13 protein-coding genes are annotated in these 14,739 nt (G+C 70.9%); 6 read left to right on the top strand and 7 right to left on the bottom strand.

Going from position 1 to position 14,739, the window contains the following annotated elements; genetic code table 11:
* Position 1: 1 nt before the first annotated feature.
* The 4 genes from paaD to ACFWHT_RS04040 all read left to right on the top strand — a co-directional run bounded on the left by paaD (position 2) and on the right by ACFWHT_RS04040 (position 4,058).
* Positions 2-508: a 1,2-phenylacetyl-CoA epoxidase subunit PaaD gene (gene paaD / locus ACFWHT_RS04055; protein ID WP_378825705.1), complete on the top strand. Its 507-nt coding sequence runs from the start codon at positions 2-4 to the stop codon at positions 506-508.
* Complete coding sequence (gene paaE / locus ACFWHT_RS04050; protein ID WP_378825703.1) at positions 508-1,671, top strand: 1,2-phenylacetyl-CoA epoxidase subunit PaaE; 1,164 nt, start codon at positions 508-510, stop codon at positions 1,669-1,671. Before paaD ends, paaE begins: the two co-directional genes overlap by 1 nt.
* A gap of 22 nt (positions 1,672-1,693) precedes the next feature.
* Positions 1,694-2,464, top strand: a complete 771-nt coding sequence (locus tag ACFWHT_RS04045) for an enoyl-CoA hydratase/isomerase family protein (protein ID WP_378825701.1) — start codon at positions 1,694-1,696, stop codon at positions 2,462-2,464.
* A 70-nt stretch (positions 2,465-2,534) separates the two neighbouring features.
* Entirely contained in the window at positions 2,535-4,058 is a 1,524-nt protein-coding gene (locus ACFWHT_RS04040; protein WP_378825699.1) for an ATP-dependent DNA ligase, read from the top strand.
* A gap of 8 nt (positions 4,059-4,066) precedes the next feature.
* Here ACFWHT_RS04040 and ACFWHT_RS04035 read toward each other — a convergent pair whose 3' ends face one another.
* The gene (locus ACFWHT_RS04035; RefSeq protein ID WP_378825698.1) at positions 4,067-4,576 is read right to left on the bottom strand and encodes a phosphoribosyltransferase; all 510 of its coding nucleotides are present in this window, start codon (positions 4,574-4,576) and stop codon (positions 4,067-4,069) included.
* A 160-nt stretch (positions 4,577-4,736) separates the two neighbouring features.
* Here ACFWHT_RS04035 and ACFWHT_RS04030 point away from each other — a divergent pair, with 160 nt between their 5' ends.
* Positions 4,737-5,552: a class II glutamine amidotransferase gene (locus tag ACFWHT_RS04030; protein ID WP_378825696.1), complete on the top strand. Its 816-nt coding sequence runs from the start codon at positions 4,737-4,739 to the stop codon at positions 5,550-5,552.
* A 149-nt stretch (positions 5,553-5,701) separates the two neighbouring features.
* On the top strand, positions 5,702-7,429 hold the full coding sequence (locus ACFWHT_RS04025; protein WP_378825695.1) for a thiamine pyrophosphate-binding protein: 1,728 nt from the start codon (positions 5,702-5,704) through the stop codon (positions 7,427-7,429).
* A gap of 21 nt (positions 7,430-7,450) precedes the next feature.
* On the opposite strand, the gene ACFWHT_RS04020 is transcribed toward ACFWHT_RS04025, so the two are convergent.
* The 6 genes from ACFWHT_RS04020 to ACFWHT_RS03995 form a co-directional block, all read right to left on the bottom strand.
* Positions 7,451-9,184: a Na+/H+ antiporter gene (locus ACFWHT_RS04020; RefSeq protein WP_378827887.1), complete on the bottom strand. Its 1,734-nt coding sequence runs from the start codon at positions 9,182-9,184 to the stop codon at positions 7,451-7,453.
* Between the two features lie 112 nt (positions 9,185-9,296).
* Positions 9,297-9,911, bottom strand: a complete 615-nt coding sequence (locus ACFWHT_RS04015) for a response regulator (protein ID WP_378825693.1) — start codon at positions 9,909-9,911, stop codon at positions 9,297-9,299.
* 5 nt (positions 9,912-9,916) lie between these two features.
* The gene (locus ACFWHT_RS04010; RefSeq protein WP_378825691.1) at positions 9,917-11,026 is read right to left on the bottom strand and encodes a histidine kinase; all 1,110 of its coding nucleotides are present in this window, start codon (positions 11,024-11,026) and stop codon (positions 9,917-9,919) included.
* A gap of 9 nt (positions 11,027-11,035) precedes the next feature.
* A complete protein-coding gene (locus tag ACFWHT_RS04005; protein WP_378825689.1) occupies positions 11,036-11,797 on the bottom strand; it encodes an ABC transporter permease in 762 nt (253 codons plus the stop codon).
* Between the two features lie 2 nt (positions 11,798-11,799).
* Positions 11,800-12,756: an ABC transporter ATP-binding protein gene (locus ACFWHT_RS04000; protein ID WP_378825688.1), complete on the bottom strand. Its 957-nt coding sequence runs from the start codon at positions 12,754-12,756 to the stop codon at positions 11,800-11,802.
* A 108-nt stretch (positions 12,757-12,864) separates the two neighbouring features.
* Positions 12,865-14,727: an FAD-dependent monooxygenase gene (locus ACFWHT_RS03995; RefSeq protein ID WP_378825686.1), complete on the bottom strand. Its 1,863-nt coding sequence runs from the start codon at positions 14,725-14,727 to the stop codon at positions 12,865-12,867.
* Between the last annotated feature and the right edge of the window lie 12 nt (positions 14,728-14,739).

The raw sequence follows: 14,739 nt of genomic DNA, 5'->3' as shown, positions 1-14,739 counted from the left end.
CATGACAGCCTCCCCCATCGACCTCGACCTCGGGCGTGCGCGCGAGATCGTCGCGCGCGTCGCCGACCCCGAGATCCCCGTCCTGACCATCGAGGACCTCGGCGTGCTGCGCGATGTGCGCCCGGGCGCCGGCGGCGGCGTGGTCGTCGACATCACCCCCACGTACAGCGGCTGCCCTGCGATGGATGCCATCCGCGACGACATCGTGCTGGCGCTGACCGCCGAGGGCTTCGACGACGTCGACGTTCGCCTCGTGCTCTCCCCCGCCTGGACGACGGACTGGATGAGTGCGGACGGCAGGCGCAAGCTCTCCGAGTACGGCATCGCGCCGCCCACCGGCCGGGCAGCGCACAGTCGGGGCCCCATCCGCCTCGCGATCACCGTGCGCTGCCCGCAGTGCGGCTCGCTCGACACTCGCGAGGTCTCTCGCTTCGGCTCCACCTCCTGCAAGGCGCTGTACGAGTGCCGCGCCTGCCTCGAGCCCTTCGACCACTTCAAGGTGATCTGATGTCACTGTTCCGGATGCCTTCCGCTCCCGCCCACGATGACGCCGCACGCACACCGGGCGGCGATCGGCATCGCGCCCGCTTCCACACCCTGACCGTCTCGGATGTGCGCCGGCTCACCGACGACGCGATCGAGGTGAGCTTCACGGTTCCGGCCGACCTCGCCGACGACTACGCCTACCTTCCGGGCCAGTACGTCGCACTTCGGGTGCAGCTGGACGACGTCGAGGTGCGTCGCTCCTATTCGCTGTGCCGTCCGCCTGCGCCCGTGCGCGGCGGCGCCACCAGCCTCAGCGTCGCGGTCAAGCGCGACGAGGGCGGGCTGTTCTCCACGTGGGCGCAGACGGAGCTCACGCCGGGCTTCGAGATCGACGTGATGAGCCCGCAGGGCACCTTCACCTCCGGACTCGAGCAGCTCGAGGGAACGCACGTGGTCGGCATCGCGGCCGGCTCGGGCATCACGCCGATGATGGCGCTCGCGCGCAACCTGCTCTCGGCATCGGACACCACGCGCTTCACTCTGCTGTACACCAACAGGGCCACGAGCGACGTGATGTTCCTCGAAGACCTCGCCGACCTCAAGGACCGCTACCCGACCCGCCTCGTGCTGCACCATGTGCTCTCGCGCGAGCAGCGCACGGCGCCGGTGCTGTCGGGACGGATCGACGAGCAGCGCCTGCGCACGATCCTGGGTTCGCTCATCCTGCCGTCGACGGTCGACGAGTGGTTCCTGTGCGGCCCGTTCGCCCTGGTGGATCTGTGCCGCGAGGTGCTCGCCGACATCGGCGTGCCGCGCGAGCACGTGCGCTTCGAGCTGTTCACCACCGGCGATGCCCCGGCCGAGCGCGGCCCCCGGCAGGTCGAGGTGCGCGCGGGCGAGAAGGCGTACCGCATCGAGATCAACCTGGACGGCGTCTCGTCGACCGTGGAGAGCCCGGTCGACGCGCACGAGTCGGTGCTGAACGCCGCCCTGCGCGTGCGACCGGATGCGCCGTTCGCCTGCTCGGGCGGCGTCTGCGGCACCTGCCGTGCGCGCGTGCTCGGGGGCAGCGTGACCATGACCGAGAACTATGCGCTGGAGCCCGACGAGATCGAGCGCGGCTACGTGCTCACCTGCCAGTCCCACCCCACCAGCGACCGCATCGTCGTCGACTACGACGTCTGATCCTCCCCGCCGAAGGAGCACCATGATCGATCTGGCCGTCGAAGCCGACGTCGCGCGCATCACACTCACTGCGCCGTCGAAGCTCAACTCGCTCGATGAGCAGGCGCTGCACGAGCTCGGTGCGGCCTACGACGAGGCCGAGCGCGCGGGAGTGCGCGCGCTCGTGCTGAGCGGCGAGGGTCGGGCGTTCTGCGCCGGACGGGACATCTCGGCCGTCGATCCGCGCGACGACGACGTGATCGGCTACCTCGGCGGCATCGTCACACCGCTGCTGCGCAGGATGGCGGCGTTCCCGGCCCCGACGTTCGCCGTCGCGCACGGGGCCTGCCTGGGCGTCGGGCTCGGTCTGCTCATCGCCACGGATGTCGTCTACGTCGCGGAGTCGGCGAAGATCGGCTCCCCGTTCGCCGCGCTCGGCGCCACGCTGGACTCCGGCGGTCACGCCCTGTTCCTCGACCGGCTGGGCGCGCACAAGACCCTCGACCTGATCTACACCGGCCGCCTCATGACCGGCTCGGAGGCGGTCGCATCCGGCCTGTTCTCCCGGGTGCTGCGCGACGACGAGGTCGCGCAGGCGACCGACGACGCGGCTGTGGCAGCCTCCCGCGGCGCGACCGCCGCCTTCCTCGCCAGCAAAGAGCTCGTCGCCCGCATCCGCGACGAGCGCCTGGCGCTCTGGGAGTCGGTCGAGATCGAGAACGCCGCGCAGGCCGCCCTGTGCGACACGGACGACTACCGCGAGGGCTTCGCCGCGTTCCAGCAGAAGCGCAAGCCGGAGTTCACCGGCCGCTGAGCCCCTCGTGCTCGAGCGCCGACGATCGAGCACCGGTGACGTTGTCGGAGTCCGGTGCGACAATTCGGGGATGATGCTCTCGGAGCTGGTCGCGACCACCGAGGAGGTCGCGGCGACGTCGTCGCGACTGGCGAAGATCGACGCGCTCGCGCGCCTGCTGGAGAGCGCTGAGACGGGCGAGATCGCCCCGCTCACCGGGATGATGCTGGCCTCGCCGCGGCAGGGTCGGCTGGGCGTCGGCTGGCGCACCCTGAGTTCGCTCGATGTCGTGCATGCAGAGGCGCCGGCGCTCACCGTCGGCGACGTCGACCGGATGCTGGAAGCGCTGGCCGCGGCATCGGGCTCGGGCTCGGCCGCCGCCCGCCACGACCTGCTCGTTCAGCTGGCGGAGCGAGCGACGACCGCGGAGTGGGATCTGCTCGTCCGCGCGATGCTGGGCGAGTTGCGCACCGGCGCGCTGTCGGGCGTGCTCCTCGATGCGGTCGTGCGCGCCTCCGGTCGACCTCAGGCATCGGTCCGCCGGGCCGCGATGCTCTCGGGCGATCTCGGCGAGACCGCGCGTCTCGCGCTCACCGGCTCGGCGGCTGAGCTCGACGCCGTCGGCCTGCAGGTCGGCCGCCCGGTGCTGCCGATGCTCGCGGCGAGCGCCGCCACGCCGGCTGCGGCGCTCGAGATCACCGGCCGGGCATCGGTCGAGTACAAGCTCGACGGCGCCCGCATCCAGGTGCATCGGCGCGGCGACCAGGTGGGCGTGTACACCCGCAGCCTCGCCGACATCACGCACCGCGTCCCCGAGATCGTCGAGATCGTGCGCGCCCTTCCGGCGCAGGAGGTGATCCTCGACGGTGAGACCCTCGCGCTCGACGAGGACGGCGGGCCGCGCCCGTTCCAGGAGACAATGTCGCGCTTCGGTGCCGAGAGCGCTCGAGAGCTGGCGCTGCGGCCCTGGTTCTTCGACCTGCAGCACCTCGACGGGCGGGATCTGATCGACGAGCCGCTGTCGGCCCGGCTGGCGGAGCTCGACCGCGTCGCGGGCGGATGGCGCATGCCCGGCATCGTCACGGACGAAGCCGAGGCCGCCGAGAAGCTCTCCCGTGAGGCCCTGGCGGCCGGGCACGAGGGCGTCGTCGTCAAGGCGATCGAGTCGCCCTACACCGCCGGCCGACGGGGCAAGTCCTGGGTCAAGGTGAAGCCCGTGCTCACCTTCGACCTCGTGGTGCTGGCCGCGGAATGGGGCTCGGGGCGCCGCCGCGGACTGCTGTCGAACCTGCACCTGGGCGCGCTCGATCCCGCCGGGGATTTCGGCGAGGCCGGCGGCCTCGTGATGGTCGGCAAGACGTTCAAGGGGCTCACCGACCAACTGCTGCGCTGGCAGACCGAGACGTTTCCCGGCATCGAGAGCCACCGCACGGCGCAGGCCGTCTTCGTGCGACCCGAGGTCGTCGTGGAGATCGCGATCGACGGCGTGCAACGCTCACCGCGCTATCCGGGCGGCGTCGCCCTGCGCTTCGCGCGCGTGAAGGGCTACCGCCCCGACAAACGCCCTGCCGACGCGGACACGATTCAGACCCTGCGGGCCCTGCTGCGCGGCTGAACGGCGGCTCAGGCCGAGGGCGCCAGGCCCTGGTCCTCCTCGACGACGGTGCCCTTGTACGACCAGGGGAAATCGATCCAGAGATCGGTGTCCTTCCAGGCGTAGTCGGGCTGGATGATCGTCGTCGGCTTGGTGTAGATCGTCACCGAACGCACGTCCGCGCCCTTGTCCTTCAGCAGCTGCACGGCGAGCGCGAGGGTGCGGCCGGAGTCGGCCACGTCGTCGACGAGCAGCACGCGGCGCCCCTCCAGGTAGGCCATGTCGAGCTCGGGCGGGAGCACCTCGGGTGCGTCGAGCACGGTGCCGATACCGGTGTAGAACTCCACGTTGATGGCACCGCAGTTCTTCGCTCCGAGACCGTAGGCGATCGCGCCGGCCGGCAGCAGTCCGCCGCGGGCGATCGCGACGACCACGTCGGGCACGAAGCCGCTGTCCAGGATGTTGCGGGCGAGATCCCGCGTCGCATCGCCGAATCCGTCCCAGGTGAGCGTCTCGCGCTCGATCGCCGTCTGCGTCATCTGCCCATTGTCGCGCATCCGGCTGTGCGCCGCCCGTCATGGACCGCTCGCCGCGAGCGCGCGCGGCCCTCTCCCCCTGTTCGATGAGGTACAAACGAAGGGGTGCCCGCAACACGGAGCGGACGCCCGCCCGTCATCCTTCCGTCTCCGAGGTCCTCTCATGTGCCGCCTGTTCGCGTTCGTCTCCCCCGCACCCGCCACCCCGCGCGGTGAGCTGGGAGCCGAGGGGACGGAGAGCCTGCTCTCGCTCGCACGACTGCACGGCGACGGATGGGGACGCGCCGCCGTCCGCGAGCCCGGCGACGTGCCGGTCGTGACGCGATCCGCACTGTCGGCCGCGCTGGACCCCGGCTTCGATGCGGCCCTCTCCACGCCCGCGCGAGCCGCGCTCGTGCACCTTCGATGGGCGACGGCGGGGCTCCCCGTGAACGAGTGCAATGCGCATCCCTTCGAGGCCGACGGCGTCGCGTTCGCCCACAACGGCACGGTCAAGCCGCTCGACCGGCTGAGGGAGCTGCTGTCCGCCGGCTCCCTCGCCTCGCTCGCCGGGACCACCGACAGCGAGATGTACTTCGCTCTCATCCGCGAGCGGGTCGCCACCGGCAGCACGCTTCCCGACGCGGCGGCGCACGTCGCGCGCCGACTGCGGGAGCTGTTCCCGCTCGCGAGCCTCAACGCCCTTCTGCTCGATCGCGAGCACCTCGTCGTCGTGCACGCGAGCGCCACCAGCATCCTCACCGATCACGACCTGGCGCGACTCGCCCCGCTCGCGGATCTGCTTCCCGACGAGCACAACGAGGACTACTTCGCCCTGCGTGTGCGCGAGAGCGCCGACGGCACAGTCATGGTCGGCTCGACGGGCGTCGCCGGCGACGGGTGGGAGCCGCTGCCCGCCGAGTCGGTCACCACGATCAGCTTGGGCGACCGCTCGCGCACGACCGTCGAGCTGGCCGCCGTCGCCGCCGCGCACGGCTGACGCGCAGGGCCGACGGGACGCCGCTAGAATCGACGTGTCCGGCCTCACCGCCGGTGCCCGAAAAAGGGGCACGAAGCACTCCGCGACGACGCGCACGAGTGGCGAGACATATACGGACCTTCTCCGTTCCCGTCTCGAAAGGCTCTGCCATGCCCTCCGTGTCCGCCCATGTCGCCCTCACCCTCGCCCAGCACATCGACCACGTCTTCGGCGTGATGGGCAACGGCAACGCCTACTTCCTCGATGCGATCGAATCGCAGACGGATGCCGTCTTCACCGCCGTCCGCCACGAGCAGGGTGCCGTCGTCGCCGCGGATGCGCACTTCCGCGCCTCGGGTCGCGTCGCCGCAGCGACGTCGACCTACGGCGCGGGCTTCACCAACACGCTCACCGCGCTGGCCGAGGCCGTGCAGGCGCACGTGCCGCTCGTGCTGGTGGTCGGCGACGAGCCGACCTCGGGTCCTCGCCCCTGGGACGTCGACCAGATCGCGCTGGCGTCCGCCGTCGGAGCGCGCACCTACACGACCGGACGCGCGGATGCCGCAGCCACGACCGTCATCGCCATCGAGCACGCCCTCACCTATCGCGTCCCCGTCGTGCTGGCCATCCCGTATGACGTCGCCGCACTCGAGGCCGGGCCCGTGCCGGAGGCGCCCGCCCCTCGCACCCCGGTGCCCCTCGCTGCGCGCGGAGATTTCGCCGAGGGGATGCTGGACGAGATGGCCGACGCCCTGCGCACCGCCGAGCGCCCGTTCCTGCTCGCCGGCCGTGGTGCCTGGCTCGCCGGGGCGGGTGACGCGCTGGGCGAACTGGCCGAGGCGACGGGGGCGCTGACCGCATCCACTGCGCTCGGACGGGGCGTGTTTCCCGACACTCGCTACGACCTCGGCGTCACCGGTGGCTTCGGCGCCGACGGCGCCATGGCCCTCGTGCACCAGGCCGATGTCGCGGTGGTGTTCGGCGCTTCGCTGAACCAGTTCACGATGCGCTTCGGCGAGCTGTTCTCCCCCGGCACCCGGGTGTTCCAGATCGACGTCGCGCCCGCCGCCACCCATGCCCACGTCGGCGGATTCGTCCGCGCGGATGCCCGCCTCGCGGCATCCGCCCTCCTCGAACGCCTGTCGGACGAGCGCTTCGCGCGGAGAAACGCACCTGCCGCGGATGAATCCGCGGATTCCGTCCGCGCGAAGCGCACAACGCCGCGCGAAGCGCGCACGCCCACCTGGCGCGAGAGCGTGGATGTCGCCGCCGCCCGCGCGTACGCCGAAGGGGATGCGTTCGCAGCCGACGGGCGGCTCGACCCGCGCTCGGCAGCGCGGCGCATCGCCGAGCTGCTGCCCGAGGACCGTGTGGTCGTCTCGGACGGCGGGCACTTCATCGGCTGGGCGAACATGTACTGGCCGGTCGCCGCGCCCGACCGGATGATGATGGTCGGCACGGCGTTCCAGTCGATCGGGCAGGGCTGGCCGAGCGTCGTCGGAGCCACCCGCGCCCGCCCGGACTCGACCGTCGTGCTCACCTCCGGCGACGGCGGCGGTCTGATGGCGATCGCAGACCTCGAGTCGGCCGTGCGTGCGGCCGGCGGGCACGGCTGCGCGGTGATCTGGAACGACGCCGCCTACGGGGCCGAGGTCAACCTCTACGGCCTCAAAGGGCTGGCGGAGGGACCGATGCTGATCCCCGAGGTCGACTTCGCCGCGTTCGGCGCGGCGGTGGGTGCAGAGGGCGTCGTGGTGCGAAGCCTCGCCGATCTCGACCGGCTGGGCGCCTGGGCATCCGAGGACCCCGACGCGCGCCGCTTCCTCGTGCTCGACCTGCGCATCTCGGGCAGGATCGTCGCGCCGTATCAGCAGGAGATCATCCGCGTGAACTCCTGAGCCACGGCGTCCGCGGCCAGCTCAGCCGAGTTCCTCGATGCCCTCCAGGCGGATCTGGTCGAGATCCAGGCGTGCCGAGATCTGGTGCACGATGAGGTCGTCCACCGTGCCCGCGCGTCGCAGACCGCGCAGCACCTCTCGTTTGTGATCGAGCATCGCGAGCTTCAGGCGGGAGAGCTCTTCGTGACGGACCAGCGGCGAGCGCTGCTCGAGGTCGACGTCCGCCGAGGTGGCGACCATCTGCAGCGTCGTCCCGTCTCCGGCGACCGGTGGCCTGCGCAGCTCGACGGAGCCGTCCGCGAGCGGGTCCGGCGAGGCGAGCAGGTCCTCCATGGCGCCCACCTCGGCGTCGATGAGCGCGCGCTCGCGTGCCATGGACCTGGCGTTGGCGAGCTCCAGCATCTCGTAGCCGTCGCGTCGCACCCGGTCTCGCACCTCGTCGCTGATCCCGTGCTCGGCCGCGAGCGTGTCGAGGGCCGCCATGGCAGCGCCGGTGATCGTCCGCTCGGCGAGTTCGAACTCCTCGTCCTCGCCGTGGTCGACGGGATACCGGGCCCAGCGCGCGACGGCGGGCAGCAGCGGGCCCTGCACCAGGAGGCTGAGCAGGATCACGCCCGCAGTGACGAAGATGATGTCTTCGCGGCCGTCGAGCGCCGCGCCGTCCGGCGTCGCGAGAGGCACGGACAGCGCGATCGCGAGCGAGACCGCCCCGCGCATCCCGGCCACGGTGCTGACGGTCTGCATGCGCGTGCGCAGCCCCAGCGGATGCGCCGGGGCGCCGCCGATCCGCTGGAACGGCACCGTGAGCAGCTGGAACAGGAACCGCACCGCGAGCAGCGTCGCCCAGACCGCGACCGTGGCGAGGCTCAGCCAGCCGATGGTCTGCAAGGAGGTCTGGTGCACGACCCACTGCACCTCGAGGCCGATCAGCACGAACAGCGCACCGTTGAGCAGGAACACCCCGAAGGGCCAGACCGCCTCGGCCTGCCGGCGCGATGCCGCGGTCGTCACCTGCGGGCTGAGGTACGCGGCGATGAGCCCGGCGACCACGACCGCCAGAACCCCGGATGCGTGGACGAGCTCGGCGATCATGAACGCGGTGAAGGGCACGAGCAGCATCGTCACGTTGATCGTCATCGTCGCCTGCATGCGGCGCAGCAGCAGCCAGGCGAGGGCGGCCACGACGACGCCCACCGCGATCCCTCCGAGGTACGAGACCAGCACGGTCCACGTGACCATCAGCGGGGTCACCTGGCCGCCCACGGCGAGCGACACTGCGATCGCGTAGAGCACGAGGGCGGTGCCGTCGTTGGTCAGGCTCTCCGCCTTCAGCTTCATGAACGTCCGACGCGGCAGCAATCGGCCGAGCGCGGCGACCGCCGTCGCATCCGGCGGCGCCACGGCGGCCCCGAGGATCAGCGCGATCTCCCACGGCATCCCGAACAGCACGGCGACCCCGGCGACGGCGAACGCCGACGCGACGACCAGCAGCGTGCTCATCGGCAGGATGTAGCGGAAGTCGCGTCGGATGGAGCGCAGCGACGTCGTGAGGCTCTCCCAGAAGAGCATCACCGGCAGGAACAGCAGCAGCACGGTCTCCGGCGGCAGCTGCACCTCTCGCAGCGCCGGCACGAAGCCGAGCAGCAGCCCGAAGACCACCAGCACCAGCGGCAGCGCGACACGCACGCGGGGCGCCAGCATCGTTCCGATCAGAATCGTCAGCCCCAGCAGGACCGTGATCTCCAGGCCTTCCATCTGCACACCCATCCGCCGTCACGGCCGGGCGCGACGTGCTCCATGCACAGCGCCCGTCAGGGAAACGGTATTCCCGACCCGCCACGGGAGGAAGCGTCTCCGCGACGAGGCCTCAGATCCAGCCCTTGTCCTGTGCGATCCGCACGGCCTGAGCGCGGTTGGATGCTCCCACCTTGCCGATCGCGGCCGACAGATTGTTGCGCACGGTACCTGCCGAGAGGAAGACCTCGGATGCTATCGCGCCGGCGGTCCGTCCGTCGGCCGCCAGGCGAAGCACCTGCTGCTCGCGATCGCTGAGCGGGTTGGCTCCCTCGAACAGGCTCTCCTCGGCGAGCACCGGATCGAGCACGCGCAGCCCCGCATGCACCCGACGCACGGCTTCGGCGAGCTGCTCGGCCGGGGTGTCCTTCACGATGAACCCGCTCGCCCCGGCATCGAGCGCCGCACGCAGGTAACCGGGACGGGCGAACGTCGTGACGATGAGCACCCGGGTGCCCGGGTTCGCGGCGCGCACCTGCCGGGTCGCTTCGACGCCGTCGACGTCGGGCATCTGGATGTCCATCAGGCACACATCCGGCTGCTGCTCGATCACCATCCGCACCGCCTGCGCCCCGTCGGCGGCGACGCCCACGACCTCGAGATCGCCCTCCAGCTCGAGCAGAGCAGCGAGCGCACCGCGCACCAGGGCCTGGTCGTCGGCGATCACCAATCGGATCTTGTCGGGCATCCTCGTCACCATCTGATCTCCACCCGGGTGCCGGCGTCGGCACCCGCGCCGAACTCGAGCGCCGCGCCGGCCGCGGCCGCGCGCTCGCGCATTCCCCGCAAGCCATTGCCTGCACCGTCGCCGGGCCCGCGTCCGTCGTCGCGCACCGAGAGCAGGCCCGGAGCGATGCTGACCGTGACGGTCTTGGCCTGCGCATGACGCAGCACGTTGGTGATCGCCTCACGCAGCACCCAGCTCGCGGTCAGCGACTGCACGGGCGACAGTGCCGCCGGCTCGCCCTCGACCCGCAGGTCGACGCCGGCCGACTGCAGGGCGTCGCGGCCGGATGCCAGCTGCTCGACCAGCGTCGTGGCCCGCGCACCGGCCACGGTGGCACGTACCCCGGCGATCGCCTCGGCGGTCAGCGCGGTGATGTCGGCGAGCTCGGCCTTCGCACGCTCGGGGTCGGTGTCGATCAGGCGCCCTGCCAGCTGCGACTTCAGCTGGACGACGGTCAGCGAATGTCCGATCAGGTCGTGCACGTCGCGAGCGACGGCCTCGCGCCCGGCGCTCGTGGCCAGCTCCCGCCCCAGTCGCTCCGCCTCGGAAGACCGGATGATCAGAGATGTCGAGACGGTGTTCACCACCCCCAGCAGCAGCACGATCACCAGGATCGTGATGTACGAGCGCGCCTCCGGGATGAGCAGCATCCACAGGCCGGTGATCGCGATCGCCGCGATCGTGGTGATCCAGTGCGCTGCCCGGCTCAGTCCGTACGAGGCGAACGACATGATGAACGGAAGGAAGCTGAGCGCGCTGCCCCCTTCGGCGGGGAGCGACACGACCGCGCAGGCGATCAGACCGGCGAAGATCCACCACTGCCCTCGGGAGGTCGGCCGCCCCAGTCCACCGCCCTGATGCAGGCCGCGGATGAAGCCACCCACGTACAGCACCACGAACACCACGAGCGCGACCCATCCGATGACGATCCAGAACGGTGCGGCCGTGGATTCGACCAGCGCGATCGCGGGGTAGATCAGGAAGAACAGCCAGATGACCGCCATGAGCCAGCCGTAGCGATCCCATGGGCTCTTGGGGACCTCCCGCGTCGTCTGCCGGCGGTGATCGTCGCTCATCGTCCCACCCTACTGACGGCGCCGCGAGCGCTTCGTACCGGCGGCGACGAGCACAGCGAACACTCCCAGCCAGACGAGCACGTTCAGCACGACCAGCCACAGCGGGTCGGTCTGCCCCGTCGTGAGCACGCCATCCGTCAGCGGCCAGCGCGACAGCGCGACGAAGCCGTACAGCGGGGTGAAGCGGGCGATGTCGAGCATGACGCCGTCCAGCGGCATGAACACGTTGCCGAAGAACGCGAAGAACGTCATCGAGATGGATGCCAGCGCCGCGGCCGTGTCGGAGTTGAAGAACAGCCCGACGCCGAGCCCGTACAGCCCGTAGATGAGGCCGATGCCGAGCATGATCCCGGCCGAGGCCCACCACCGCCACGCGTCGGTCGCCTCAGCGCCTGTCGCCAGGCCCGCGGCGAAGACGAGCAGCACGGCGAGGGCTGCGAACGCGACCGCGGTGAGCAGCTTCGTCGCCGCATAGCCCGCGGTGCCGAGCGGGGTCATGGCGAGCTGGCGTCCCCAGCCCTGCTTCGCCTCGGTCGCGGCGAGCGACGTCAGCGAGCTCATCGCGACCGCCGTGCCGTAGGCCGCCATCGACACCATCACGTAGAACTTGACATTGCCGTGTCCGGCGGAGATGTCGCCGTAGCCCATGCCGGCCCCGAACAGCAGGTACATCGCCACGGGCATCCCGAGGGTGAACGCGAGCGTGTACGGGTTGCGCAGCTGGCGCAGCGCCTCGACGCGCATCATGGTGGGTGAGATCGACATGGTCATGGTCAGTTCTCCGTCAGTGCCGTGAAGGCGGTTTCGAGGGTGGGTGCAGTGATCTCCAGATCGTGGGCGCCGGCGTTCAGCAGGGCGGATGCCGCAGCATCCGAGTCCAGCGCGCGCAGGCTCAGGCGATCGGCGTCGATGCGCACGTCGCTGATGCCGTCGGTGCCGGTGAGCTGCGCGATGAGCGCGTCGCCAACGGACTCGGGGAGGGTCGCCGCGAGCGTGCGCCCGCCGAGGTTGGCGCGCAGCTGCGCGGTGGGCGCATCGGCGACGATGACTCCGCGATGCATGACGACCGTGCGCCGCGCGAACTGCTCGGCCTCCTCGAGATAGTGCGTGGCGAAGATGATGGTGCGGCCGGCGTCGGCATCGGCGCGCATGACGTCCCAGAAGTGCCTGCGGGCGGTGACGTCCATGCCGGCGGTGGGCTCGTCGAGCACGAGGATGTCGGGATCGGCGACCAGGGCGAGAGCGAACTTGACGCGCTGCTGCTCACCGCCGGAGCACTTCGAGATGCGGCGCCGCGCGATGGCTTCGAGCTCGGTGGCCGCCAGCACCTCGGGCACGCGGGCGAGCGACTCGCGCCCGTGCAGCGACGCGATGACCTCGACGGTCTCGCGGACGGTGAGATCCGACAGCAGCCCGCCCGTCTGCAGCACGCCCGCGATCACGCCGGCCTTGGCGGCCTTCGCCGGCGCCTCGCCGAAGACCGAGAGGGTGCCGCTGCTGGGATCGGTGAGGCCGAGCAGCATGTCGAGGGTGGTCGTCTTGCCGGCGCCGTTCGGGCCGAGCAGGGCGACGACCTCGCCTCGGCGGATGCTGAGATCGATCCCGTCGACGGCCTTGACGGCGCGGTCGCCCATGCCGAAGTGCCGCCGCAGGCCCGAGATGGCGACGGCCGTGTCGGATGCCGCGCCGGCCGATCTCGATGAAGCCGGTGTCTGCAGTGTTGTGCTCATGACACCAGCCTGGCCGCACCGGGCCCGCGAATCCGGAGGGCCGTGTCACGACCTCGACATGACACCTGTCATGCGCCGGGTTCAGGCCGCCGGCCCGGCCCGGCGAGTTCAGCTCGTCGGGAGCAGGTTCCCCGCGAAGAAGGCCCCCAGCTCGTCGACGGCGTCCAGCGGAAGGATCGCCGCGACGTACTGGTCCGGACGCACCACCACGACCACGCCGTCCCGCGACAGCTCGCGCTCGTCGAAGATGTCGGTGCGGCACCAGGCCGAGGGCGTCGCCGCGTACACCTTCTCCCAGTCGGTCAGAGCGTGCGGCCCCACCTTCGGCAGGAAGAGCTCGGGTGCATCCGTGATCTCGAACTCGTCGAAGCCCTGCTGATAGATCGCCTTCACGTCGAACACGGCATCGACGTCGCCGTCCGCGGGGGTGTAGCGCGCGAACAGCGGCGCGACGGCGTCGGCCCAGGATGCCAGTCCCACCGCGTCGCGGTCGGCGAAGGCGTACACCCGCCAGCGTCCGTCGGCTCGAGCGTGATGGCCGAGGTGCACGGCGTTGCCGTCGCCCACCCGCGTGACCTCCGCCGACTTGAAGCGCCTGCCGAGCGGGAAGCCCGCGGCGAGCGCCTGGTGAGCATCACCGGCCACGATCATCGAGGGCTCGTACTGCGTCATGAACCCCGAGGGGAACTCGGCGGTCGCCAGATAGTAGGTCGCCAGGTCCTGCGGGTCGGAGATCTCCTCGGGCTTTCGGGCCATCAGGCTCGACCACTCCCGGTCGAAGTCGATCAGCTGCTGGGCGACCGGGCGGCGCTCGGAGGCGTACGTCGACAGCAGCTCCTCGGGTGCACGACCGGTGAGCACGTGACCGAGCTTCCACCCCAGGTTGAAGCCGTCCTGCATGGAGACGTTCATGCCCTGCCCGGCCTTGGCGCTGTGCGTGTGGCACGCGTCGCCGGTGAGGAACACCCGTGGGTGGCGGTCGGCGTCGAGTGCGTCGTCGAAGCCGTCGGTCACCCTGTGACCCACCTCGTAGACGCTGTGCCACGCCACCTCCTTCACGTCGATCGTGTAGGGGTGGAGGATGTCGTTGGCCTTCTGGATCACGGCCTCGAGCGGCGTGTGCCTGACCTGTCGGTTGTCGCCGTCGGCGACCTCGCCCAGGTCGATGTACATGCGGCTCAGGTATCCGCCCTCGCGAGGGATGTGCAGGATGTTCCCGGCCTCGGCGTTGATCGCGCACTTGGTGCGCCAGTCGGGGAAGTCGGTGTTCACGAGCACGTCCATCACGCCCCAGGCGTGCGCGGCCATGGCGCCGACGTGCGTGCGGCCGATGGCCTCGCGCACGCCGCTGCGCGCGCCGTCGCATCCGGCGACGTACTTCGCCCGGATGGTGCGCTCCTCGCCGTCGTCTCCGCCGCAGCGCACGCGCACCTCGACGGGGTACTCGCCGGTGTCGTGCACGGTGAGCCCCAGGAACTCGACGCCGTAGTCGGGGACGATCCGGCCCGGACCGTGATGCGCGGCCTCGGCGAAGTAGTCGAGCACGCGCGCCTGGTTGACGATGAGGTGCGGGAACTCGCTGATCTTGAACCCGTAGTCCTCGGTGCGCGAGGTGCGGACGATGTTCCCGGGGTTCTCGGGGTCGGGCCCCCAGAAGTTCATCCAGCCGATGTTGTAGGCCTCGGCGACGATGCGCTCGGCGAACCCGAACGCCTGGAAGGTCTCGACGCTGCGGGGCTGGATGCCGTCGGCCTGGCCGAGCACGAGGCGGCCGTCGCGCCGTTCGATGAGTCGGGTGCGCACATCGGGGAACTGCGACATCTGGGCGGCCAGCAGCATGCCGGCGGGGCCCGAGCCGACGATCAGCACGTCGGTCTCGTCGGGCAGGTCGGCGGGCCGGTCGACACCCGTTCCCTGGGCGGGGAGCACGCGAGGCTCGCCGGAGACGTATCCGTGGTGGTGGAACTGCATCGTCGGGTCCTT

Origin of the sequence: Microbacterium sp. NPDC058342, from assembly GCF_042723935.1 — a bacterium.
Taxonomy (GTDB): Bacteria; Actinomycetota; Actinomycetes; order Actinomycetales; family Microbacteriaceae; genus Microbacterium.
The sequence above is the reverse complement of the archived record's forward strand: the minus strand, read 5'-3'. Positions and strand labels throughout refer to the sequence as shown.

What these genes read in the sequence shown, in the direction of transcription:
- paaD (WP_378825705.1), top strand. Translation starts at nt 2, where the DNA reads ATGACAGCCTCCCCCATCGACCTCGACCTCGGGCGTGCGCGCGAGATC.
- paaE (WP_378825703.1), top strand. Translation starts at nt 508, where the DNA reads ATGTCACTGTTCCGGATGCCTTCCGCTCCCGCCCACGATGACGCCGCA.
- ACFWHT_RS04045 (WP_378825701.1), top strand. Translation starts at nt 1,694, where the DNA reads ATGATCGATCTGGCCGTCGAAGCCGACGTCGCGCGCATCACACTCACT.
- ACFWHT_RS04040 (WP_378825699.1), top strand. Translation starts at nt 2,535, where the DNA reads ATGATGCTCTCGGAGCTGGTCGCGACCACCGAGGAGGTCGCGGCGACG.
- ACFWHT_RS04035 (WP_378825698.1), bottom strand. Translation starts at nt 4,576, where the DNA reads ATGACGCAGACGGCGATCGAGCGCGAGACGCTCACCTGGGACGGATTC.
- ACFWHT_RS04030 (WP_378825696.1), top strand. Translation starts at nt 4,737, where the DNA reads ATGTGCCGCCTGTTCGCGTTCGTCTCCCCCGCACCCGCCACCCCGCGC.
- ACFWHT_RS04025 (WP_378825695.1), top strand. Translation starts at nt 5,702, where the DNA reads ATGCCCTCCGTGTCCGCCCATGTCGCCCTCACCCTCGCCCAGCACATC.
- ACFWHT_RS04020 (WP_378827887.1), bottom strand. Translation starts at nt 9,184, where the DNA reads ATGGAAGGCCTGGAGATCACGGTCCTGCTGGGGCTGACGATTCTGATC.
- ACFWHT_RS04015 (WP_378825693.1), bottom strand. Translation starts at nt 9,911, where the DNA reads ATGCCCGACAAGATCCGATTGGTGATCGCCGACGACCAGGCCCTGGTG.
- ACFWHT_RS04010 (WP_378825691.1), bottom strand. Translation starts at nt 11,026, where the DNA reads ATGAGCGACGATCACCGCCGGCAGACGACGCGGGAGGTCCCCAAGAGC.
- ACFWHT_RS04005 (WP_378825689.1), bottom strand. Translation starts at nt 11,797, where the DNA reads ATGACCATGTCGATCTCACCCACCATGATGCGCGTCGAGGCGCTGCGC.
- ACFWHT_RS04000 (WP_378825688.1), bottom strand. Translation starts at nt 12,756, where the DNA reads ATGAGCACAACACTGCAGACACCGGCTTCATCGAGATCGGCCGGCGCG.
- ACFWHT_RS03995 (WP_378825686.1), bottom strand. Translation starts at nt 14,727, where the DNA reads ATGCAGTTCCACCACCACGGATACGTCTCCGGCGAGCCTCGCGTGCTC.